Raw genomic sequence first — 21,479 nt, forward strand, 5'->3', positions numbered from 1 at the left:
TGAAACTGTAGAAGAACCTGAAGTCGCGGAAGAGCCGGAAATTGCAGATGAAACTTCAGTTGAAGATTTTCCAGAGCCAGATATTTTTGAAGCTCCAGAAATTGCAGATTCAGATGAAGAAATTCCGCAGCAAGAAGCAGAAAAAGATGATTTGGATGTAAGTTCTTATTTGGATGAAGCTCCTGACTATGACATGACAGGTGTAACGGTAACGCCAGAGGACTTGGAAAATATTTCTGAAGTTCCAGCTGAACCGGAAGTTCCTGACACATTCGAAGAAGAAGCCGCTTCCCTTTCAGATGAAGTTTCAACAGAAAATCTTGAAAACGAAGAAGAAAAACAGACATACAGCGTCTTCACTTGCAAAGACAATTCAAATACAAGTACAATAGAAGAAACTTCCCATGAAGTTTCAGAAATTCAGCAAAATGAAAATGAGCAGCCACTGGAGGAAAATATGCAGACAGAAGATTTTCAGAATGAAGAAAAAATTGACAATTCTGCAATCTTAAATAAAATTGCGGAAGAGCTTGCTTCTTTAAAATCTGAAATAAACGGATTAAAAGATGAATTTGAAGAACTCAAGAAAAACGGAGTTGCTTCTGAAAAAGCGGCTGAAATTCAAAATATAGAAGAAACAGAAATTCCAGCGGAAGAACAGCCTGCAGAAGAAATGCCAGAACCAGAAGAACCTGTCGTAGCAGAAAAAGAAGACACAGGTTTCTTCAATGACACAGATGAAGATGATACAATTGCGTTGAGCGGCGACGAGCTTAGCAATATTCTTAATTCAGCAGAATTCACTTCGCATGACGCAGAAACAATCGACACTGCAACAGAAGAAGAAAATGAACCAGCTGAAGAAATTGAAGAGCCTGTTGAATCAGATGTAACAGAGAATTCAGAACCTCAGCAGGAAGAAGAAATAACAGTTCCTGCCGCAACAGAAGATTTTAAAGAACCTGAAATTTCAGAGCCAGAAGAAATCGCAGAACCTGAAATAGACATTCAGGAAGAAAATTCAAAATCAGAGACAGAAGAACCGCTTCAGCAGGAAGAAGAAAAAGCAACTATAACAGACGAAGATATTCCTTCACCTACTTTGGAATCGCTGAATATTCAAAATACAGAAATAGAAAACGAGCCGCTCACAGAAGACAACATTGAATACCTTACAAGTGAAGTACCAGAAGAACTTCGTGAAGAAGAAAATGAAGCGGAAGATGAAAATCTTGAAACAGGAATCAGCGAGCATCCAGTAGAAAACGTATTCTCAAATTGGGAAGCCGCTCCAGAACCCGAAACAGAAAGTCAGGATTCTAAAGAAAGCTCATCTGAAGCACCAGTAGAAATCAAAGACCGCTCAAATGAAATTCCAGCTGATATGAAAGCTGAAATAAAATCTGTGCTTGCATACATGGATCAGCTCTTGGAAAATCTCCCGGAAGACAAGATTGCTGAATTTGCGCAGTCAGAGCAGTTTGAAACATACAAAAAGCTTTTTGCAGAACTTGGACTTTCATAATAAGAAGGATTCAAGAATATGATTGAAAAGAGCCATGTTTCCATTTGGAAATGTGGCTTTGTTTTTATAAAACTCGGAGAAAAAAATTGATGGAATTTTCAACAGCAACAAACGGCGAAACAACTTGCACTGAAAATGGATTCCGCCTGCACTCTTCCTACAATCCATCAAAAGAAGCCGAACGTTTTTGCAACACAGCAGAGTGTTCTTTTTATCCGCGTTATGTGCTCGTAACAGAGCCTGCCCTTTCATACTGCGTTCCATTTCTTAAAAAAAAATTCAGCAATGCAATATTATGCTGCATAAGATTTTCAAAAGAATTTGAAAGTACAAATTCAAACTGGGATAAAATTTTTTACGCCTACGGAAAATCACAAAAAACAAATCCACTTCTTGAAGAAGAAATTTTCAACTTTATGGGAGACGAAGGAATTTCATCATGTCTTTTTCTTTCATGGAAACCAAGTGAAAATCCATTTAAAGAGCTTTACGAATTTTCATGGGAGGAAATAAAAAAAGCTGTTTTAAAAAGCAGAAGTGTGCTTGCGACAAGAACTTTTTTCAGCAAAAGATGGGCAAAAAATGCGCTTAGATTTTCAATGTTCTGTAAAAATACTGCGCTGATAAAAAATGGAACATCAGACATTGTTGTGTGCGCAAGCGGACCAAGTTTAAAATCAGATATTCCGTTTTTAAAAAAATACCGGGAAAGATTTTTTTTAATAGCAGTTTCCTCATCTCTTTCTTCGCTCATTTTCAATGGAATCACACCGGATTTGTGCATTTCAACTGACGGCGGATACTGGGCAAAACTTCATCTTGTGCAATTATGCAATTCAAAAAAAATTCCGCTCGCATTGCCAGGAGAAGCCTCATGCTTTGCATCAATACTGGAAAGAACTAACATAATTCCACTTTTCTATGGAGACGGCTGTTCAGAAGAAATTTTAAAAGCTTCAGGCTACAGCGGGCATTCGGCATTTAGAAATGGCAGCGTAAGCGGAACTGCATCTTATTTGGCACTGTCAATCACAAGCGGAAAAATTTTCTACTGCGGACTTGATCTTTCATTTTCAAAAGGATTTTCGCACACACAGCCAAATGAACTTGAAAAGCGGAATTCAGTTTTTGACAACAGAATACGCACAAGCGAAACTCGAAATTTTTCTTCAGAAACAAACACAGCTTCAATTAATATTTACAAAACATGGTTTTCTTCAAATGATTTTTTCGGACGGATTTTTAGGCTAAGCGATAATTTTAACTATGATTCGAAACTTGGAAAAATAAAAGATGTTGACTGGATTCTTTTTGAAAAACAAACTTTTGATTTTAAAAACAAAACAAAGCCTCAGATAATTGAAACACAAAATATTTTTAGCAAAGAACAAAGAATAAATTTTTTGCGCGACACTGTAATAAAAAACATTTCAAATCCAGAATGGATAAAAAACGCACTTCCCGCCGAAGCCATATCTTTGGAAAGATGCAAAGACTTGTGCGAAAAAGAAAAAATTGAAAAAAGAATTCAAGAAGGAATGAAAATGTTTTTTTGTGATATAATGAAAGCTCTAGGAAGAAATGTCGCAATATGATTTATTCAAAAGAAATAGCCGAAGCAAAAAACGGAAGCAGAATTCCATTATTTAAAAATGGTAAACCTGCAAATTCAAAGTACAATCCTGATGCAGAGCAAATTTTATTTGAAGCTTTGCCAAAAGGTTGCATTATTGTTGCAGGAATTGCTGGTGGATTTCATATAGAAAAACTTCTTAGTGAAAAAAATATTTCTCTCATAATTGCAGTTGAAGCAGATTCAGAAAGTCTTGAATTTTGCAAACAGTTTTCATCCACAAAAAAAATAGAAGAATGCAAAAAAGCAATACTATGCGACAAATCAAACCTTGAAGAAATTCTTTACACAAAATACTTTCCTGTGCTTTACAAAAACCTAACGCTAGTTTTTAACAGAGCATGGAAAAATGAAAATCCTCAAATAGCACAAGAAATTTCTTCTACTGTAAAAAACTTTCTTGAAAAAGTTTCAGCGGACTATTCTGTTCAGGCGCATTTTGGAAAATTATGGCAAAGAAATATTTTGTTAAACCTAAAATTTATTTCAGAGCATAACAATGAAAATTTTTTTTCAGTAAATATTGAGCAAGACAAAATAAAAAAAACAGCAGCAATAGTGGCCGCAGGTCCAACTCTGGATTTTTCAATAGAAGAAATAAAGCATGGGGACTTTTTTGTAATTTCAACTGACACCGCTTTTGGCACACTTCTTCAAAACTCAATAATTCCAGATGCTGTTATAAACATTGACGCGCAGCACATTTCTTCCGAGCATTTTTTCTGCGCAAACAACGAAACAAAAACAACATTCATTTTTGACTTATGTTCAAATCCTGAATCTGTAAATCTTGTTTATAACAAAAAAAACAAAGTTCAATTTTGCACAAATCAGCATCCACTTTCTCTTCTTGCCGCAAAAAACATGGATATAAAAAAAATTGAATCGGGAGCAGGAACGGTAACAATTGCAGCAGCAGACTGGGCAAAAAGCTGCGGATTTCAAAAAATAAAATTCTTTGGAGCTGATTTTGCATACAGTTTTGGAAAGCCATATGCAAAAGGAACGTATCTTGAAAAGCAATTTTTCTCAAAATCAAATAGAATAATTTCCGCAGAAGAAAAATACGCCGCCTTAATGTTCAGGACTGAACTAGAAAAAATTCCAGGTAAAGAAAATTCATTCACAACAGAAGTTTTAAATCGATACAAAAAATCACTTGATGAATGGGCGGAAAAAAACTTCTTCAAGCTGAAAAATGGAATTTATATTTCAGATAAAAAAATAAAAACAGAAAATTTCAGCACAAAAAACAATTTCAATTATTCAGAATTTTACATCCAGTTTACACATGGAATAAAAGAACTCTTAAAAAATCCGGATCCGGAAATAATTTTACAAAGCAACTGGGGGCTTTCAATTTTGCCGACTCTTGCTTTTTTTAAAAACAACACACTTTTTGGCAGTTTAAAACTTGCATACAATCAGGCTCTACGATATAATTGAAGATTATGAGAGCAAAAAGAAATTCGATTTTTATAACAACAATCTGTGCTGTATACATTTTGTCATTGCTAGTTTTTATTATTTCACTTGCTGCAGAATATAAACAAGGAGCTTTTAATTCCCAGAACAGATTCAATTCAATTACAAGGGATTTAAGCAGAATCAGCAAAAACTATGCACCGCAAAGCAAAAAGTTTTATGATGAATTTCTAGCTTCGCTCGGAAATATTTCAGACATAGCAGGTCTTCAAATCAAATATGGCGAAGAACTGATTTTTTCTTATCCTGGAAAAATGTCAGAATTTGAAAAAATAAATTCTTCACTTGTAAAAATTTATTCAACAACAGTTTTCACAGAAAATGGAATTCCGCTTTCGCTCACATCTTCTGTATATTTGCTCAAGCCTGTTTCAATTTTTTACAAAGGCCGAATCGCTTTTATAGTTGTAATAATTGCAACAATAGCAACAGCGGCATATCTTGCCTTCTTCATAAAAAATGGGACTTTCCCAAAAGAATCAGAAAATGATGAACTGGAACAGACTGAATACCCTGAAATAGAATCCTACGATGATTTTTCAGAAGAAAAAGAAGAACAAAATGATGAAGAGAATATAAATGAAGAAAACGAGGAAACATCAGAAAATAGCATAGAACAGGAAGAAGAGCCTCAAGAGCAAGAAGAAGATGTTTTGGCATTTTTAAATTCTGAACCAGAAAAAGAAACAAACAATCAGACAGAACTTTCACTTTCAGAAGATAAAAATGAAGATTCCACGGAAGAAGAGCCATCAGGACTTTTCTGCCCTAGCACAGGGTTTGGCTGGGAACAATATATGCTCACGCGCCTTGACAGCGAGCTTATAAGATCTGCTTCAAGCGACCAGGACCTGTCATTATTCACAATAAAAATTAAGGACATTGACTGGAATTCCGCCTGCGGAAAAGAAATCAGCAAAACAATTCTTGAGAAAGTTAAATTCAACGATCTTGTTTTCAATTATAAAGAAGACGGAGCAAGCGCAATTTTCCAAAATCAAAATACAGATAAATCTCTTGTAATTGCAGGCGACTTGCATACAGAAATAACTTCCGTTCTTTCAAAATACAATGAGCAGCATTTTGTAGGAATAGGAATTTCATCACGGACATTGCGCCTAATTTCTGCAACACGTCTTGCAAACGAAAGCGAAGAAGCCTTAAACAGAGCCGATGCAGACTCACCAATAATTGCATTTAGAGTGAACCCTGAACGGTACAAAGATTTTCTAGCATCAGAATCATTTCAAGAAGAAACAACTTCTTTAGGACAAAAAGAAAACAAAATCGCAGAGGATAAGCAGGAAGAATAATTATTCCGACTTTTCTTCCTCAATATTCGATTTCTGCGCATTAGCATTTTGCGCTGGCAAAAATTCTTCTAGTTTTTTCTTTATTGCAGGAATCGACTCTTCATCTGGAAATTTTTCTTCAAATATTTTAAATTTTTCATTCGCCTCTTCATATTTTTTTTCAGAGACAAGAACAGCAATAAGATTTTTTAGAACTGAAGAATTGTCTAGATTATTTTCATAAATAGAAGAATATAAATTTTCAGCTTCTTCTAAATTGCCGCGCATAGCTTCTATATAGGCCAATGAAGTTTTTAAGGTTGTATTTTCTAAATCATTCTGCAAAAGCTGTTCAAAAGAATTCTGTGCTTCATCCCAGTTTTTTAAATAAACATTGCAAAGCGCAATTTCATAAAAAGCATAGTCATGCAAAGAATCTGATGTCAAAGTTTTTTTATAATATTCAATAGCTTTGCTGTAATTTTCCAAGCTTTTATAATTTTCCGCTATTGAAAAATATTCTTCAAAAAGATTTCTTTCTACAACTTTTTTTTCACAAGGAATGGAAGTTGCACATCTACAAAAAGCAAATGGCAACAGAAAAAAAAGAAAAGTCTGGATTTTCATTTTTTTACAGATTCTTCAATAACTTTGTCATCTACAACTTTATAATGTTTTCCGGTAATCGGATCACGCAAAAATAATTCTTCAATTTTATTTTCTGAAATCTCAATTCCAGAAATTTTCAAAGTAAAATCATCAGTCTGTTCAACCGCGCCGCCCGTCATTGCAAAAGAAAGTCCCAGCAAAGAGCGCAACGCAACTACACTTCTTTTATCCAATAAATGAATGCTGAAAGAAAGCTCATATTTTCCAGAATATTTGGCGGAATCTTTTTTATCAGAAAAATAGCAAAGAGAACCAAAGATAGCGTCTGTTCCAACATTTATGCTCTGCCCTATGAGACTTCTCAAATACTGGCCGGGTTTAGTTATGTAAAAAAGAATTTCACCTTGAGACAAATCTTGTGCAATCCAATTTTTCCAAGCGGTTTCTGGAGCTGGATTATTTTCCGCAAATTTTTTTAGAAGAAAATCAACATTTTGTGCTGCGCATACTAAATTTGAAGAAGGAAATGAAGCCTGAAATCCATCCGATGCATGAGTAAACTTTTCAAAAACTTTTTCATTGTAAGAGACAAAAGATTTTTCCCAGCCATTTTTCTTTGAAAGCGACGACTGAACCACAATGCGGGGAATAGAAGTTTCTGATACAATTTGAAGACGAGAGCGGTCTTCTATAGTTCCAAGACCTGCATACAAAATTTCTGTTCTTGAAGCAATAGCTTTTGCATCTTTCTCAGCAAGCCCCGAAATTCTGGAGCAAAGAATTTTTGAAACAAGCTCCTGGTTTTTGCTTGCAGGAACACTCATATAAATGCTTGAATTTTCTTCAAGTAAAGAAAGCGGATCAACATTTTGAACTTCAATCTCCACTTTAGAAGATTTGCATCCAAAGAAAATCAACACAGCAATAAAAACAGGAACAAGTTTCTTTTTCAAATCAGCCTCCAGAATTTCAACAAGAAAGAATTTAAATTTTCTTTACAGAAACAGTCCATTTTGCATCTTCGCAGTCAATTTCAGTTCCAGAAATATTTTCATTCCAAACGGCAGAAGACGCAAGAGTTTCCCCTGATATAAAATCCTTGAACATTTCAAATGCGGATTTTAAAACTTCAGAGCCGCCAACAGAAAGTTCAATTCGGTCTGTAACTTCAAAACCGCTTTCTTTTCTAAGATTCTGAATTCCACGAACCAAATCACGCACGTATCCTTCTTTCTTTAGCTCATCAGTAATTTTTGTATCAAGTCCAACAGTCAAAGTTCCATCATTTATAACTTTTAAATCCTCTTTTTCAAAACGCTCAACAAGAACATTTTCCTGATTCAAAGAAACGTCTTCGCCATCAACTTTTATTGCAACAGTTTTTCCGTCAAGAATCTGTTCAATCTGCTCTGTTGAAAGCTTTGCAATTTCAGAAGCGGCAGCCTTCATTTTTCCGCCCAGTTGTTTTCCAAGGACCCTGAAATTCGCCTTTGCCTTGTATTCAACAAGTTCATCTTCGCGCTCATGGAAAATTACATTTTTAACATTCAATTCTTCGGCGATTGTGTTCTGCATATCTGAAAGAACTTTTTTCTCTTCAGAGTTGCGTGTAACAAGAGCCACACTTGCAAGCGGCTGGCGGTTCTTCAAGTTAAACTGATTGCGAAGGCTTCTTCCCATTGAAACAGCTTTTTGAACACTAGCCATTTTGAACTCAAGATCTTCATCGCGGAATTTTTCATTATAAACAGGATAATCCATTAAATGAACAGATTCCTTGTCTTCAGAAGTTTTTAAGTTCTGCCACAGTTCTTCAGATAGGAACGGAATAAAAGGAGCGGCAACAAGCGCAAATGTTTTCAAAGCAGAATAAAGAGCTCCGTAAGCTTCAAGTTTGTCCGCATCGCTTCCAGACTTCCAGAAACGCCTTCTGTTTCTGCGGATATACCAGTTGTTAATCTGGTCAATAAAAGAAAGCATAGGATCAATTGCCGCGCTAAGGTCATAATCATCCAAAGCAGAAGAAACGTCCTTTACCATTTTCTGCGCAACGGAAAGAATCCAACGGTCAAGAGGATTTTCAGGAAGCTTAGAATCAAACTCATGTCCAGTGCAAGTAACTCCGTCAATGTTCGCATATTGAACAAAGAATGAATAAGAATTCCAAAGCGGAAGAATTATGCTTTTTATTACATCACGCACGCCTTCATCCGAATAGCGAATTTCATCAGCTTTTACAACTGCCGAATGCATAAGGAAAAGACGGATTGCATCTGCGCTCAGCTTATTAATAGCTTCGTTAGGATCTGTATAGTTACGCAAACTCTTGGACATTTTTCGTCCGTCGCTTGCAAGAACGATTCCGTTTACAATGCAGTTTTTAAACGCAGGCTTGTCAAAAAGGTTTGAAGCAAGAACAGTAAGTGTATAAAACCATCCGCGTGTCTGATCAAGTCCTTCACTTATAAAATCAGCCGGGAAATGGCTTTCAAAATATTCCTTGTTTTCAAAAGGATAATGCTGCTGTGCATAAGGCATTGAGCCAGACTCAAACCAGCAGTCAAAAACTTCTGGAATGCGCTTCATTGTTCCGCCGCATTTTTTGCAAGGAATAGTTATTTTATCAACAAACTGTTTGTGTAAATCTTCAGGATAAACTCCGCTAAGCTCTTCCAGTTCTTTTCTTGAGCCTACACACAAAGTGTCGTTGCAGTCAGGACATTTCCAAATTGGAATAGGATTTCCCCAGTAGCGGTTTCGGCTGATTGCCCAGTCTCTAGCTCCAGCAAGCCATTTTCCAAAACGGCCTTCTTTTATATGAGATGGCTGCCATTTTATCTGTGAATTTGCCTTTAAAAGACGTTCATGCTCATCAGCAACCTTTACAAACCAAGAGCCGATTCCTCTGTAAATCAAAGGAGAACCGCATCTCCAGCAATGCGGATACTGGTGAAGAATCTGATCACGCTTTACAAGCTTGCCTTCTTTCTTCAAGCGGTCCATTATGTCTTTGTCGCAGTCTTTTACAAAGCGTCCTGCATAATCTGTAACTTCTTTTGTAAATTTACATTCAGCGTCCATCGGCTCAACAGAAGGAATTCCTGTTCCCTTGAAAACCTTAGAGTCCTCTTCTCCAAATGCAGGAGCAATATGAACAATTCCCGTTCCATCTTCTGTTGAAACATAGTCAGCATTGAACATTCTAAAAGCGCCATCGCTTCCATCTTCCTTTACAGCCAAGTCCTTAAAATAAGGAAAGAGAGGCTCGTACTTTGCGCCAATAAAATCTTTTCCGCTTTTCTTATAAACAACTTCATAATCAGTTTCGTTCTTGTAATAAGCTGAAAGGCGGCTTTCTGCCAAAATATAAAAATCTCCGCTTTCCTTGTCTTTTATTTTTACATACTCAATGTCCGGTCCCATGCAAAGACCTTCATTAGAAGGAAGCGTCCAAGGAGTTGTTGTCCAGGCAAGGAAATAAGTGCTTCCGTTCTCCATTTCAGGATCTTTAAATGCAGCTGGAGCTTTTGTTACTTTAAAACGAATTGTAATAGCAGGATCCTGTTTTTCTTTGTAGCCTTGGGCAAGCTCATGCGTAGAAAGAACTGTCGCGCATCTTGGGCAATAAGGAAGAATGTACTTTCCCTCATAAATCATGCCTTTATCCCAAAGAGATTTTGCAACCCACCAGATTGATTCCATAAAGTCAGGATTCATTGTCTTGTAGTCGTTGTCAAAATCAACCCAGCGTCCCATTCGAGTGATTGTCTTGCGCCATTCTGAAGTGTACTTTAAAACTGAAGCGCGGCATTTGTCATTGAAATTTGCAACACCGTAAGCTTCAATCTCGTGCTTAGAGTTAATTCCAAGCTCTTTTTCTATCAAATTTTCAACAGGAAGACCATGGCAGTCCCAGCCGAATCTGCGCTCAACTTTCTTTCCCTTCATTGTCTGATAGCGCGGAATTATATCTTTTATTGTAGACGGAATAAAATGACCAAAATGAGGAAGTCCAGTAGCAAAAGGAGGTCCGTCATAAAAAACATATTCCTCTGCGCCTTCTCTTTGTGAAACAGACTTTTTAAAAGTTTCGTTTTCTTCCCAGAATTTTAAGATTTTTTCTTCCTGCTTCGGAAAATCAGCTTTTGAATCTACAGGATTGTACATCGCATTCCGTCCTTTTATAAAATTAAAAATAAATTTTAGCACAAAATTCTTTAGTCTGAATGCAAAACACAACAGAACTAAAAAGAAAATATGAAAAAGTTTCAAAAATCAGACGAATTCTAAAACTACTTTCATTATATCAAATTGAATCAAAATAATCTATAAACAAGAAAAATTCAAAAATAGTTTTTTACGCTGATAACTTTAACCAAAAACACAAATATATTTTTAATTCATGTTAATTTCTATATGTCGAAATTGAAATTCCAATTGTAAACTTTTTATAGTGGAAATCTAAACGGAGGAAAATCCTTTTTAAGCTGTCCAGACAACAGCTCCACTGCCGGGGATGTCTAATAAGTTCTAAATGATTGCAATATATGCATTTAGATTTTCGGGTCAAGCCCTAAAATAACAAAAAAGATACTTTTTAGACATCCCTTTTTTTTGTTTTAAAATAAGCTTTTTTCATTCTGTTGAATTTCAAATGCTGAACAATTATAATCAAAAACATGAAGATAATCGCTGAAATCGGAACTGCTCACGCCGGTTCTTTAGAAAAAGCTCATGAACTTATTGACGCGGCCGCATTTGCAGGCGCAGACTGCGTAAAATTCCAATGGGTTTATGCCGATGAGATTTTGCACCCGGATACAGGATTTGTAAATTTGCCTGGAGGAAAAACCCGGCTTTATGACACGTTTAAGCAACTTGAATGCTCTTGCGATTTCTACAAAAAATGCCTTGAATATTCTCACAAAAAAGGTCTTTTATTCGCCTGCTCACCTTTCGGAATAAAATCTTTTGATGAGCTTGCAAAAATTAATCCTGATGCAATAAAAATTGCAAGTCCAGAACTGAATCATTTTCCGCTTTTACGAAAATGCGCAGAATACTATCAGAAAATTCCAATTATTATTTCAAGCGGAGTTTCAAAACTAGGCGATATAGAAAAAGCAATTCAAGCGATACAAAATAAAAAAGAATCTTGTGCAAATGAAAAATGCTTTCCAGACTTAACATTGCTTCATTGCATAACTTTTTATCCTGCGCCAGAAGAACAATACAACGTAAAATGCGTAAAAACACTGCGCCAAATTTTTGGAATTCCAACAGGAATAAGCGACCATAGCTTTGATCCAGTTTTAGTTCCTGTTCTTACAGTTCTTATGGGAGGAAGTGTAATTGAAAAGCACATTACTCTAAGCAAAAAAGACAGCGGGCTAGATGACCAAGTGGCTCTTGAACCTGAACAATTTGCTGTAATGGTTCATTCTGTCAGGCAGGCAATTTCAATACAAGAACGTTACAAAAAAGAAGGAAAAGCCGTAAAAGAAAATTTAGAAAATGCAGCTGAAAAAGAAATTCTTAAACAGCTTGAATATGAATTTCCAAGTGAAAAAATTTCAGCGGCGTTGGGAACGGGAATAAAAAAACTTGCCGCTGCAGAAGAAGAAAACTACGGAAGAACAAACCGCTCCCTTCACTATATGCGCTCACTAAAAAAAGGAAGCAGAATAAAGCCAGACGATATTTCCGTGTTGCGAACAGAGAAAATTCTTTCTCCAGGAATAAGCCCTGAATACTTTTCCATAATAGAAAACTCCATATTGGAAAAAGACGTATGCTCAGGAGATGGAGTTAAATGGGAAGATTTTATTCAAAGATAAAAAAACAACTTCTACAACACCAAATCAGAAATAATCTTCAGTCCGCGGATTGTCAAGTCTTTGTCAACAACAGTAAACACATCCGTAATTGGCTTTAAAACTTTGTTGAGTCCGCCTGTTGCAACAACTTTTACAGTTTCAGCCTTGTCTCCAGTAAGTTTTTCAAGGTCAGCCTTAACTTGACGAACAAGATACTCAACAAGACCTTTGTACCCAAGGACAACGCCTGCTTGGATTGCAGTTTCTGTATTCATTCCAAGACTTGAAGACGGAGCTTCCAAAGAAACAAACGGAAGCTGGGCTGCATTAGTCGCCAAAGCCTTTATAGCAGTTCCTAAGCCAGGAGAAATAGTAACTCCGCGGATTATTCCACTTGAATCAGCAACAGTTAAAGTCAAAGCAGTTCCAAAATCAACTGCAATAACAGGACCTTTACCTTCAAATAAATTCCATGCGCTTACCGCATTGCAAAGCAAATCTGTTCCAATGTTTGTATGAGGTGAAGACGAATCTAATCTAACAGGAAGGCGACCGCTATAGGCAAGATCAGAAGATAAAATAAACGGACTTTTTCCGCATAAATGCTGGCATACAATAACAAATGGTCCAATCAAGGCAGGAACAACAGAACTTATAATGCTTTTATCAAGAAACTTTGTCTGGATTCCCGCTTCTCTGCAAAGTGTAAGCAAAATAGAAGTGTATTCATCTCCTGTGCGCCTTGAATCAGTTGCAATGCGCCACTGAACAGCAATTTTATCGCCATCAAAGATAGCTGCGACAATATTTGTGTTTCCAATATCCACGGCAAAAAGCAATTTCAGCCTCCAGCAAGTTACATTCGTTTAATTCAAAATATTGCATTTGCTCTTTTTTTTCAAGCGAAACAAAAACATGAACAAAGCTAACGATTAACAAAGATTTACACTGATTGAGCAAAATACATTTATATTATAGTATATTTCATTATGGAAACATTTATTCAACCAAAAATCTTAAAAGGATTCAGAGATTTTCTTCCTCAAGATGAAATTTTACGTTCTGATTTAATTGAAAAACTCACAAAGACATTCCGCTCTTATGGATTCGTTCCTATAGATACTCCAGTTCTTGAATATACAGAAATTTTGCTTAGAAAAAGCAACGGCGAAACAGAAAAACAGATGTTCCGCTTTGAAGACAACGGCGGAAGAGATGTCGCAATGAGATTTGACTTGACAGTTCCTTTCGCAAGGTTCACGGCTCAGCACAAAGAAGAGCTTTACTTTCCATTTAAAAGATACCATATTTCAAAAGTATGGCGTGGAGAAAAACCCCAGGCAGGAAGATACAGAGAATTTGTCCAGTGCGACTTTGATACGGTAGGAAGCGACAGCGCGGTATCGGACTTTGAAACACTAAGCCTTATGAAAGCAGCTCTCTCTGCAATTGGCGTTGACGAAATAAAGATTCACGTGAACCACAGAGGCATTTTCAACCGCTTTTTAAAGAAACTTGGTCTTTCAGAAAAGTCTGAAGATATATTAAGAGCTGTAGACAAAATTGCTAAAGTAGGCGAAGAAAAAGTTTCTGCAGAACTTGAAGAAATTACAGGAAGCGCAGATTCAAGCGCAAAAATTATTGACTACATAAAGCCTCTTTCTTCGTTTGAAGAGACACTGTCACACATAGAAGGGCTTGCCGGCGGAGAAGATGAAGACTCAAAGCGCATGAAAACAATTTTCAGCATGATGAAAGCAGCGGGAATTGAAGACACTTATATGCTTGATCCTGCAATCACACGCGGACTTGACTACTATACAGGCATTGTTTACGAAACTTTCCTTGAAAAACTGCCGTCAATAGGTTCTGTTTGCTCAGGCGGAAGATATGACAACCTCGCAGGTCTTTATATGAAAGAAAAACTGCCGGGCGTAGGCTCAAGCATTGGTTTGGACAGGCTGATTGCAGGTCTTTCTGAACTTGGGCTTACAAATGCAAAAGGAAGCTACCTTGATGTGGAAATATTTAACACTGATGAAAGTCTGAATGTTCAGTATCAAGAAGTAGCGGCAAAACTTCGCAAAGAAGGAATTTCCGTGGAAGTATTCCCAGACACTGTAAAAATCAACAAGCAGTATTCTGTAACAGACAAAAAACAAATTCCCTGGGGAATTATGTTTTCAAGGAACAACGAAAATGCGAATACAATAACGCTCAAAAACCTAAAGACAAGGGAAATCTTTGAAGCCATTTCAATTGAAGAGGCCGCAAAAAAGATTAAAAGTTAAGTTTCAATAGATTCCCGTGTCGCAGCACGGGAATGACAAATCAAAGGCTAAATTTTAATGTCATTATCGGGCTTGCCCCGATAATCTAGTGTAAATTTTCAGCAAATCTTCGGGTCAAGCACGGGAATGACATTTTATTTTACATCTGCTTGAGCAAGTTTACCATTTCAATTGCTCCAAGGGCGCAGTCATAGCCTTTGTTTCCGGCTTTTGTTCCTGCACGTTCAATCGCCTGATCAATTGTGTCAGTTGTAAGAACACCAAACATAACAGGAATTCCAGTCTGCAAGCTAACTTGAGCAATTCCTTTTGAAACTTCAGCGCAAACATAATCATAATGGCTTGTAGCTCCGCGTATTACAGCTCCAAGACAAATAACAGCATCATATTTCTTGCTTTCTGCCATTTTTTTTGCAGCAACAGGAATCTCAAAAGCGCCAGGAACCCAGCAAAGAGTTATGTCGTCATCTTCAACATCGTGGCGGACAAGTCCGTCTTTTGCGCCTGCGACAAGTTTTGAAACAATAAACTCATTGAACCTTGCGGCGACAATTCCAACTTTGATTTTGACTGTGTTTCCGGCAACAACTTTTCCTTCAATAACTTTCATTTTTTTCCTCCAAAACATTTTTTAGAAAACGCTAAACGTTAGAAAGCAAATGCCCCATCCGTTTTGCCTTTGTTTTCAAATAAAATTCATCATATTTTTGAACTGGAATTTCAAGCGGAATGCGCTCTTCAATTTCAATTCCGTTTTCCTTGCAATTCATGGCGTCAATTTTCTGCGGATTGTTTGTCATAAGGCGAAGCTTTGAAACTCCGAGGTTTTTAAGAATTTGAATTCCGCACGAATAATCCCGGGCATCTTCTGGAAGACCAAGCGCAAGGTTAGCGTCCACAGTGTCCATTCCCTTGTCCTGAAGACTGTAAGCCTTTATCTTATTAAGGATTCCAATTCCTCTTCCTTCCTGAGAAAGATAAACAAGAACTCCCCTTCCTTCCTGAGAAATTTTCTTCATCGCAAGATCAAACTGCTCGCCGCAATCGCATTTTCTTGAACCAAAAGTGTCGCCTGTAAGACATTCGCTGTGAACACGGCACAAAACGCTTTTTCCATCGGAAACATTTCCCATGGCCAAAGCTTCGTGATGCTCGCCTGTGATTGTGTCTAAAAATCCGTAAAGTTTAAAGTCGCCGTACTTTGTGGGAAGATTTGCTTCTGCAACACGCTCAATAAATTTTTCAGTTGACTTTCTGTATTCAATCAAATCAGCAATTGTTATAAGAGTTAAATTCCATTCTTTTGCTTTTTCTTCAAGTTCCGGACGGCGCGCCATGTGTCCATCCTCGCTCATAATCTCGCAGCAAAGTCCTGCTAGCTCAAGTCCTGCAAGGCGGCACAAATCAACAGTCGCTTCTGTATGTCCCTGACGTTCAAAAATTCCCTTGTCTTTTGCAACCAAAGGAAACATATGTCCCGGTCGGCGGAAGTCTTCTGGCTTCGTCTCTGGATTTACAAGCGCAACAGCTGTAGCACTTCTTTCAAATGCGCTTATTCCTGTTGTCGTTGAAACATGGTCTACGGAAACTGTAAAGGCTGTTTCGTGGTTGTCCTGATTCTGAAATGTCATCGGATAAAAATTAAATTTTTTTGCAATTTCAGAGCTTACTGGCATACAGATAAGTCCGCACGCATTCCGCGCCATGAAATTTATATTTTCGCCTGTAGCGAATCTTGCGGCGCAAATCAAATCGCCTTCATTCTCGCGGGATTCGTCATCGGTAACCATTATAAGTTTTCCGCTGCGCAAATCCTGCAAAGCTTTTTCTATAAGCGCAAGTTTTTCAGCCTTCATTTTTTTCCTCCAAAGTAAAATGCCTTATATATTTTCCAACTATGTCGCATTCAATGTTTACCAAATCGCCTGTCTTTTTTTTGCTTAAAACGGTATTGCTCCAAGTATGCGGAATCACCGCTGCAAAAATAACACAAGTAGAGCCGCTCCATTTTACAGAAGCAATAGTCAAGCTGATTCCATCAATTGCAACAGAACCTTTTTCAATCATAAACTCGCCAAGTTTTTTTTCCATTGAAAACTGAATATTCACGGCATTTTCATCTTTTGAAAAAGCAAGAATTCTTCCGGTTCCATCGATATGGCCAGAAACAATGTGTCCGCCGAATCTTCCACAAGCTTTCATTGCACGTTCAAGATTCACAAAGCTTCCGGGGCGAAGGATTTTTAATGAAGTGCGGCTAAAAGTTTCAGGCGTAACATCGGCTTTAAAAACAGAGCCAGAAAATTCAGCGACAGTAAGGCAAACTCCATTCACGGCAATGCTTTCGCCAAGCACAAGTCTTTCATTAAAATCAGACTGAATCTCTATCGAAAAAGAATGGCCGGCTCTCACAATATTTTTTACAGTACCAAGGCTTTCTATAATTCCCGTGAACAAAATTATTCCTCCAAACACGGCTCTTAAAAATTATATTCCAAAAGCAAATCGCCAGAAAAAGTTTTTATATTTTTCAGCGAAAGATTCACACAAGACAAAAGGCTTGAGCACTCTGTTCCCTGTACCGGCGAATGCACATCTCCGTTTATTCCACCCAAAATTTTAGGAGCGACAAAGCAAAGCACTTTGTTTACAAGGCATTTTTTTTCTTTGCCATAAAAAAACAAACTTGAATTAATAGAGCCGCCGGACTCAACAAGAATGCTGTCAATTGAAAGTTCGCCGAGTTTTTTTAGCACTTGCAAAATATCAATATGCGAATCTTTTTTTTCAACATGAATTACCTTTGCGCCTTTTTCTTCAAGAGTGGATTTTTTTTCAGAATCCAAGCAAGTAAAAATTATAAGCGGAATTTCATTTGCAGTCTTTAAAAGATTGCTTTCAAGCGGAATTTTCAATTCAGTATCAAGAACAATACGAATAGGCTGCTTCAATCCTTCGCCTTGAATTCTGCAAGTTAAAAGCGGATCATCTTTTAGAACAGTTTGAATTCCGCACATAACAGCCGCAGTTGTTCCGCGCAAATAATGAACATATTCTCGGGAACTTTCATTTGTAATCCATTTGCTTTCACCTGAAGAAAGAGAAGTTTTTCCGTCTGCGCTTTGTGCATATTTTACAATCACAAAAGGACGTTTAGTAGTTATATAATGGAAGAAAATTTCATTTAGGGAATCGCATTCAGCTTTCATAAAATCCCGGAAAACTTTTACACCCGCATTTTCAAGCTGAATAACGCCTTTCCCGTTTACAAGAGAATTTGGATCGCGGCTTCCAATCACGACATTTTTTATGCCGGCTTCTATGATTGCCTGAGTGCATGGAGGCTGTTTTCCTGTGTGGCAGCAAGGCTCCAATGTAACGTAAAGATTCGCTGCGCGGACTTCTGCATTTTTTTCCACCGCATTCTTTAAAGCGTCCCGCTCCGCATGAAGATTTCCATATTCGTGATGAAAACCTTCCGCAATGATTTTTCCGTCTTTTTCAATTACAGCACCAACAAGAGGATTCGGATGAACTTTTCCGCCGCCTTTTTTTGCAAGTTCAATTGCACGCTGCATAAAAATCTTCTGAGGAACAAAAACAGTGTTTTTCTCTTCTTCAAAATCAGCCATACAAGAAAGTTTTATATCAAACTAAAAACATTGTCAATATAAAGCTATTATGCTCGTTTGACAATAGAAAAATTTTTATCTATTATATGTTGTTATGAAAAAATGCGGGACTATGCCACTCATTCTTAGCGGAGCATTGCTTTTTTTTGCACTTGTTTTCGGCTCTCTTCTTGGAGCGGGACTTGCAGCTACACGGAATACAATAAACACTGAAAATTTCACGGACTTTGAAACTTCACTTCCTACAAGACTTTTGGACATAAACGGAGAGCTTATAACTGAATTTGCAAGCGACGAGCGACGTGAAATAATCGCACTGAAAAATCTTCCGCAGCACATGATTGATGCGCTTCTTACAAGAGAAGACCGCATTTTTTACAGCCACCACGGATTCAGCGTAAAAGCTTTGTTCAGGGCAGTTGTCGGCGTTCTTACAAGAAGCTCGCTTGGGGGCGGCTCAACACTTACTCAGCAAATCGCAGGAACTTTGTATTGCGACCGTCAGGAATATTCAGTCAAGCGAAAGCTCAAGGAACTTTGGTGGGCAATCCAAATGGAGCGCAGATACTCAAAGGATGAAATCTTAGAACTTTATCTGAATAAAATTTATTTTGGCGGAGGAACTTACGGAGTCAATGCGGCAAGCAAATATTACTTTGGACACGACGCCACAGAAATAACTCCGGCGGAATCTGCAATCCTCGTAATCCAGCTTTCAAATCCTTCTTTTTACAATCCATTTGAACATCCAAACAGAGCAATGGCAAGGCAAAAAGATGTTCTTGAAGCGATGGTAAATTCAGGCTACATTTCCCAGCAGCAGGCGGACGACAGTTTTGACGCATACTGGGCAAATTTTGACTACACAAGAACAAACGCTTCCGCGCACGCAATGCAAAATGACGAAGCTCCTTGGTTCAGCGAGTATGTAAGAAGAAATTTAAGCGGAATGATTTACGGCACAGAAGACATTTACACAAGCGGATTCACCGTAAACACAACATTGAATCTTTCACATCAAAAAGCCGCAGAAGAAGTAATGCAGGATTATATCCATGCGGCAAACAGAATTTACCAGCGCACAATGAATTCCCATGAACGCGCAACATTCAGCAAATATATTCCGCTCACAGAACTTTTAAGCCTTGTATTCGACTTGCCGGACTTAAAGCTTGGCCAGCAAAGAAACCAGGCAACAGCAATGAATCAGTACCGCGATGAAATAAATCCTATAATCGACGTAATGTCCATGGTCTGCGGAATTGAATCTTTAAAGACTGAAATTGTCAACAAAGGAAATTCCTTGATTCAGCAGAAAGCAGAAAAAACAACAATCGAAGGCACAATGATTGCCATTGAAAATTCAACTGGCTACATAGACGCGCTTGTTGGCGGCTCAAAATATGACAAGGCAAACCAGTTTATCCGCGCGGTACAGGCAAAGCTTCAGCCTGGCTCAACATTCAAGCCGCTTTACTATTCTGAAGCAATTGAAAGCCAGAAATTCACAATGACAACAATTATAAGCGACACGCCGCAGGTTTTCCACAAAGAAGATGGAACTCCTTATATTCCACAGGACTTTAAAGGCCAGTGGGAAGGCGATGTTGAATTCTGGTATGCTCTAGCCCACTCCATGAACGTGCCATCAATAAAAGTTTTAGACACAATCGGATTCGACTCAGCAATAAAAAGAACTTCCGCCCTTTTAGGAATTCCGTCAAACGAATTTGAAGCAAGGCACTTTGAGCCGGTTTATCCGTTTGGACTTGGAGTTTGCTCTGTGCGTCCTATTGAAGTTGCAAAAGCTTATGCCACAATTGCAAACCACGGAAAAGAAGTAAAGCCGATTGCAATTCTTTCAGTTGAAGACAAAAACGGAAACATAATTTTCAATCCTGGAAAAGAACAGGCAGACGCACAAAAATCCAGAAACGGAGCAAAGCAGATTCTTACAGAAGAAACAGCATTTATAATGCAGGAAATTATGAAGAATACTGTGGCAAGCGGAACTTTAAGATACGGCTCTGACTGGGATTCAACATATTGGGTTACAGGAAAAAGAAAAGGACGCGGAAACAAATTCAACTTTGTAAATTCAAACGGAAAAACATTCCAAATGCCTGTAGCAGGAAAAACCGGAACAACTCAGAACTGGGCAGACGCCTGGGCAGCTGGATTCACGCCATATTACACTTCTGTTTTCTGGTTTGGATTCGATAAGCCTGGACAATCTCTTGGACTTTCGATTACAGGCTCAACTTTAGCAGGTGTTGCCTGGGGCGACTACATGAATGCAGCAAACCAAGGAAAGCCGTACAAGCCGTTCTATGATGAAAAGCCAAAAGACCTAGTTCAACTTGAAGTTTGCACAAGAAGCGGCGGAATCTTAACTCCTGAATGCGGAAGCAACAGAATTACCGCATATTATTATCCAGGAACAGAGCCGACCGAGCCTTGCAAAAAACACACTGATGATTCTGGCAGAAATTTAGGAGCCGCAAGACTTCAAAAAGCAAGAATCAGAGCAGGATACTATTTTGACGAAGGAATTGACGACAGTCCGCTTATGGTTGACTTGAGTTTCCTTAAGAGCGGAAAACTTTCTTCTGAAATAAGGCAGGAAGAATCCGAATATGAACTCTTGCAGCCGCAGAGAAATTCCGATGATTTTTCAAACTGGCTTCTTGACTAAAAAACAAAGATTGCCTATTTTTTAATTAAATGCTTGTAAAAATTGAAGACATAAAAGTAAAAAAACGAGTTCGCCGTGATTTGGGAGATTTAACCGCATTAAAAGAAAGCATGCACCGTTATGGTCTTATGAATCCAATCACGCTGAATTCCAACTATGAGCTTGTGGCAGGAGAGCGCAGGCTTGAAGCTGCAAAATCTTTAGGCTGGGAAAGAATCAACGCAAATGTCCTTGACGCGAATGTTGACAATATCCGCCAGCTTGAAATGGAGCTTGAAGAAAACAATCAGCGCAAGGAATTTACAGATGAAGAACTCATGGAAGGATACAAGCGCCTTGAAAAACTAAAAAATCCTCCGCTGATTATGCGTTTTCTAAAATTCATCGCCAATATCTTTATAAAAATCGCAGAGTTTATAAAATCACTTTTTGGAAAAAAATAATTTTAAAATCTTACAACAATTTCTCTTTGCATTTCATCATTTTGTGCCTTATAATTAA

General features: G+C 37.8%; 15 protein-coding genes and 1 pseudogene. 8 read left to right on the plus strand and 8 right to left on the minus strand.

Annotation, left to right across the window (positions count from 1 at the left end):
* The 4 genes and pseudogenes from B3209_RS02845 to B3209_RS02860 form a co-directional block, all read left to right on the plus strand.
* A pseudogene (locus B3209_RS02845) lies at positions 1-1,525 on the plus strand (hypothetical protein); the annotation flags it as partial.
* An 89-nt stretch (positions 1,526-1,614) separates the two neighbouring features.
* Complete coding sequence (locus tag B3209_RS02850) at positions 1,615-3,120, plus strand: 6-hydroxymethylpterin diphosphokinase MptE-like protein (protein WP_296665072.1); 1,506 nt, start codon at positions 1,615-1,617, stop codon at positions 3,118-3,120.
* The gene (locus B3209_RS02855) at positions 3,117-4,604 is read left to right on the plus strand and encodes a 6-hydroxymethylpterin diphosphokinase MptE-like protein (protein ID WP_296689761.1); all 1,488 of its coding nucleotides are present in this window, start codon (positions 3,117-3,119) and stop codon (positions 4,602-4,604) included. Before B3209_RS02850 ends, B3209_RS02855 begins: the two co-directional genes overlap by 4 nt.
* Positions 4,605-4,609: 5 nt before the next feature.
* Entirely contained in the window at positions 4,610-5,956 is a 1,347-nt protein-coding gene (locus tag B3209_RS02860; protein ID WP_296665076.1) for a hypothetical protein, read from the plus strand.
* On the opposite strand, the gene B3209_RS02865 is transcribed toward B3209_RS02860, so the two are convergent.
* The 3 genes from B3209_RS02865 to ileS form a co-directional block, all read right to left on the minus strand.
* Positions 5,957-6,424 carry a tetratricopeptide repeat protein gene (locus B3209_RS02865; protein ID WP_296665078.1) on the minus strand — a complete coding sequence of 156 codons (468 nt, stop codon included), beginning with the start codon at positions 6,422-6,424 and terminating at the stop codon, positions 5,957-5,959.
* Positions 6,425-6,558: 134 nt separating this feature from the next.
* Positions 6,559-7,497 carry a hypothetical protein gene (locus B3209_RS02870; RefSeq protein WP_296665080.1) on the minus strand — a complete coding sequence of 313 codons (939 nt, stop codon included), beginning with the start codon at positions 7,495-7,497 and terminating at the stop codon, positions 6,559-6,561.
* Between the two features lie 31 nt (positions 7,498-7,528).
* Positions 7,529-10,711: an isoleucine--tRNA ligase gene (ileS, locus tag B3209_RS02875; RefSeq protein WP_296665109.1), complete on the minus strand. Its 3,183-nt coding sequence runs from the start codon at positions 10,709-10,711 to the stop codon at positions 7,529-7,531.
* A gap of 512 nt (positions 10,712-11,223) precedes the next feature.
* On the opposite strand from ileS, the gene B3209_RS02880 reads away from it, so the two are divergent.
* On the plus strand, positions 11,224-12,381 hold the full coding sequence (locus B3209_RS02880; protein WP_296665082.1) for an N-acetylneuraminate synthase family protein: 1,158 nt from the start codon (positions 11,224-11,226) through the stop codon (positions 12,379-12,381).
* 11 nt (positions 12,382-12,392) lie between these two features.
* Here the strand turns inward: B3209_RS02880 and B3209_RS02885 are convergent, their stop codons facing one another.
* The gene (locus tag B3209_RS02885; protein WP_295799746.1) at positions 12,393-13,199 is read right to left on the minus strand and encodes a type III pantothenate kinase; all 807 of its coding nucleotides are present in this window, start codon (positions 13,197-13,199) and stop codon (positions 12,393-12,395) included.
* A 150-nt stretch (positions 13,200-13,349) separates the two neighbouring features.
* Here B3209_RS02885 and hisS point away from each other — a divergent pair, with 150 nt between their 5' ends.
* Positions 13,350-14,651 (plus strand): histidine--tRNA ligase, encoded by a 1,302-nt coding sequence (gene hisS, locus B3209_RS02890; protein ID WP_296665085.1) that lies wholly within the window; start codon positions 13,350-13,352, stop codon positions 14,649-14,651.
* 139 nt (positions 14,652-14,790) lie between these two features.
* Here hisS and ribE read toward each other — a convergent pair whose 3' ends face one another.
* Genes ribE through ribD form a run of 4 tightly spaced genes read right to left on the minus strand, consistent with a single transcriptional unit; the run spans position 14,791 to position 18,283 of the window.
* Positions 14,791-15,261 carry a 6,7-dimethyl-8-ribityllumazine synthase gene (gene ribE / locus B3209_RS02895; protein WP_296665087.1) on the minus strand — a complete coding sequence of 157 codons (471 nt, stop codon included), beginning with the start codon at positions 15,259-15,261 and terminating at the stop codon, positions 14,791-14,793.
* A gap of 31 nt (positions 15,262-15,292) precedes the next feature.
* Positions 15,293-16,507 carry a GTP cyclohydrolase II gene (gene ribA, locus B3209_RS02900; RefSeq protein WP_296665089.1) on the minus strand — a complete coding sequence of 405 codons (1,215 nt, stop codon included), beginning with the start codon at positions 16,505-16,507 and terminating at the stop codon, positions 15,293-15,295.
* Complete coding sequence (locus B3209_RS02905) at positions 16,497-17,108, minus strand: riboflavin synthase (protein WP_296665090.1); 612 nt, start codon at positions 17,106-17,108, stop codon at positions 16,497-16,499. Before B3209_RS02905 ends, ribA begins: the two co-directional genes overlap by 11 nt.
* A 23-nt stretch (positions 17,109-17,131) precedes the next feature.
* Entirely contained in the window at positions 17,132-18,283 is a 1,152-nt protein-coding gene (gene ribD, locus B3209_RS02910; protein ID WP_296665093.1) for a bifunctional diaminohydroxyphosphoribosylaminopyrimidine deaminase/5-amino-6-(5-phosphoribosylamino)uracil reductase RibD, read from the minus strand.
* Positions 18,284-18,377: 94 nt separating this feature from the next.
* On the opposite strand from ribD, the gene B3209_RS02915 reads away from it, so the two are divergent.
* Together B3209_RS02915 and B3209_RS02920 are read left to right on the plus strand one after the other, a co-directional pair.
* Complete coding sequence (locus tag B3209_RS02915; RefSeq protein WP_296689764.1) at positions 18,378-20,978, plus strand: penicillin-binding protein 1A; 2,601 nt, start codon at positions 18,378-18,380, stop codon at positions 20,976-20,978.
* 29 nt (positions 20,979-21,007) lie between these two features.
* Positions 21,008-21,421 carry a ParB N-terminal domain-containing protein gene (locus tag B3209_RS02920; RefSeq protein ID WP_296665097.1) on the plus strand — a complete coding sequence of 138 codons (414 nt, stop codon included), beginning with the start codon at positions 21,008-21,010 and terminating at the stop codon, positions 21,419-21,421.
* Positions 21,422-21,479 lie beyond the last annotated feature (58 nt).

This window comes from Treponema sp. UBA6852, assembly GCA_002449305.1.
Lineage (GTDB): Bacteria > Spirochaetota > Spirochaetia > Treponematales > Treponemataceae > Treponema_D.

Excerpts from the sequence above, each read along its gene's own strand:
- B3209_RS02850 (WP_296665072.1), top strand. The coding sequence starts at position 1,615 with ATGGAATTTTCAACAGCAACAAACGGCGAAACAACTTGCACTGAAAAT.
- B3209_RS02855 (WP_296689761.1), top strand. The coding sequence starts at position 3,117 with ATGATTTATTCAAAAGAAATAGCCGAAGCAAAAAACGGAAGCAGAATT.
- B3209_RS02860 (WP_296665076.1), top strand. The coding sequence starts at position 4,610 with ATGAGAGCAAAAAGAAATTCGATTTTTATAACAACAATCTGTGCTGTA.
- ileS (WP_296665109.1), bottom strand. The coding sequence starts at position 10,711 with ATGTACAATCCTGTAGATTCAAAAGCTGATTTTCCGAAGCAGGAAGAA.
- B3209_RS02880 (WP_296665082.1), top strand. The coding sequence starts at position 11,224 with ATGAAGATAATCGCTGAAATCGGAACTGCTCACGCCGGTTCTTTAGAA.
- hisS (WP_296665085.1), top strand. The coding sequence starts at position 13,350 with ATGGAAACATTTATTCAACCAAAAATCTTAAAAGGATTCAGAGATTTT.
- ribE (WP_296665087.1), bottom strand. The coding sequence starts at position 15,261 with ATGAAAGTTATTGAAGGAAAAGTTGTTGCCGGAAACACAGTCAAAATC.
- ribA (WP_296665089.1), bottom strand. The coding sequence starts at position 16,507 with ATGAAGGCTGAAAAACTTGCGCTTATAGAAAAAGCTTTGCAGGATTTG.
- ribD (WP_296665093.1), bottom strand. The coding sequence starts at position 18,283 with ATGGCTGATTTTGAAGAAGAGAAAAACACTGTTTTTGTTCCTCAGAAG.
- B3209_RS02915 (WP_296689764.1), top strand. The coding sequence starts at position 18,378 with ATGAAAAAATGCGGGACTATGCCACTCATTCTTAGCGGAGCATTGCTT.
- B3209_RS02920 (WP_296665097.1), top strand. The coding sequence starts at position 21,008 with ATGCTTGTAAAAATTGAAGACATAAAAGTAAAAAAACGAGTTCGCCGT.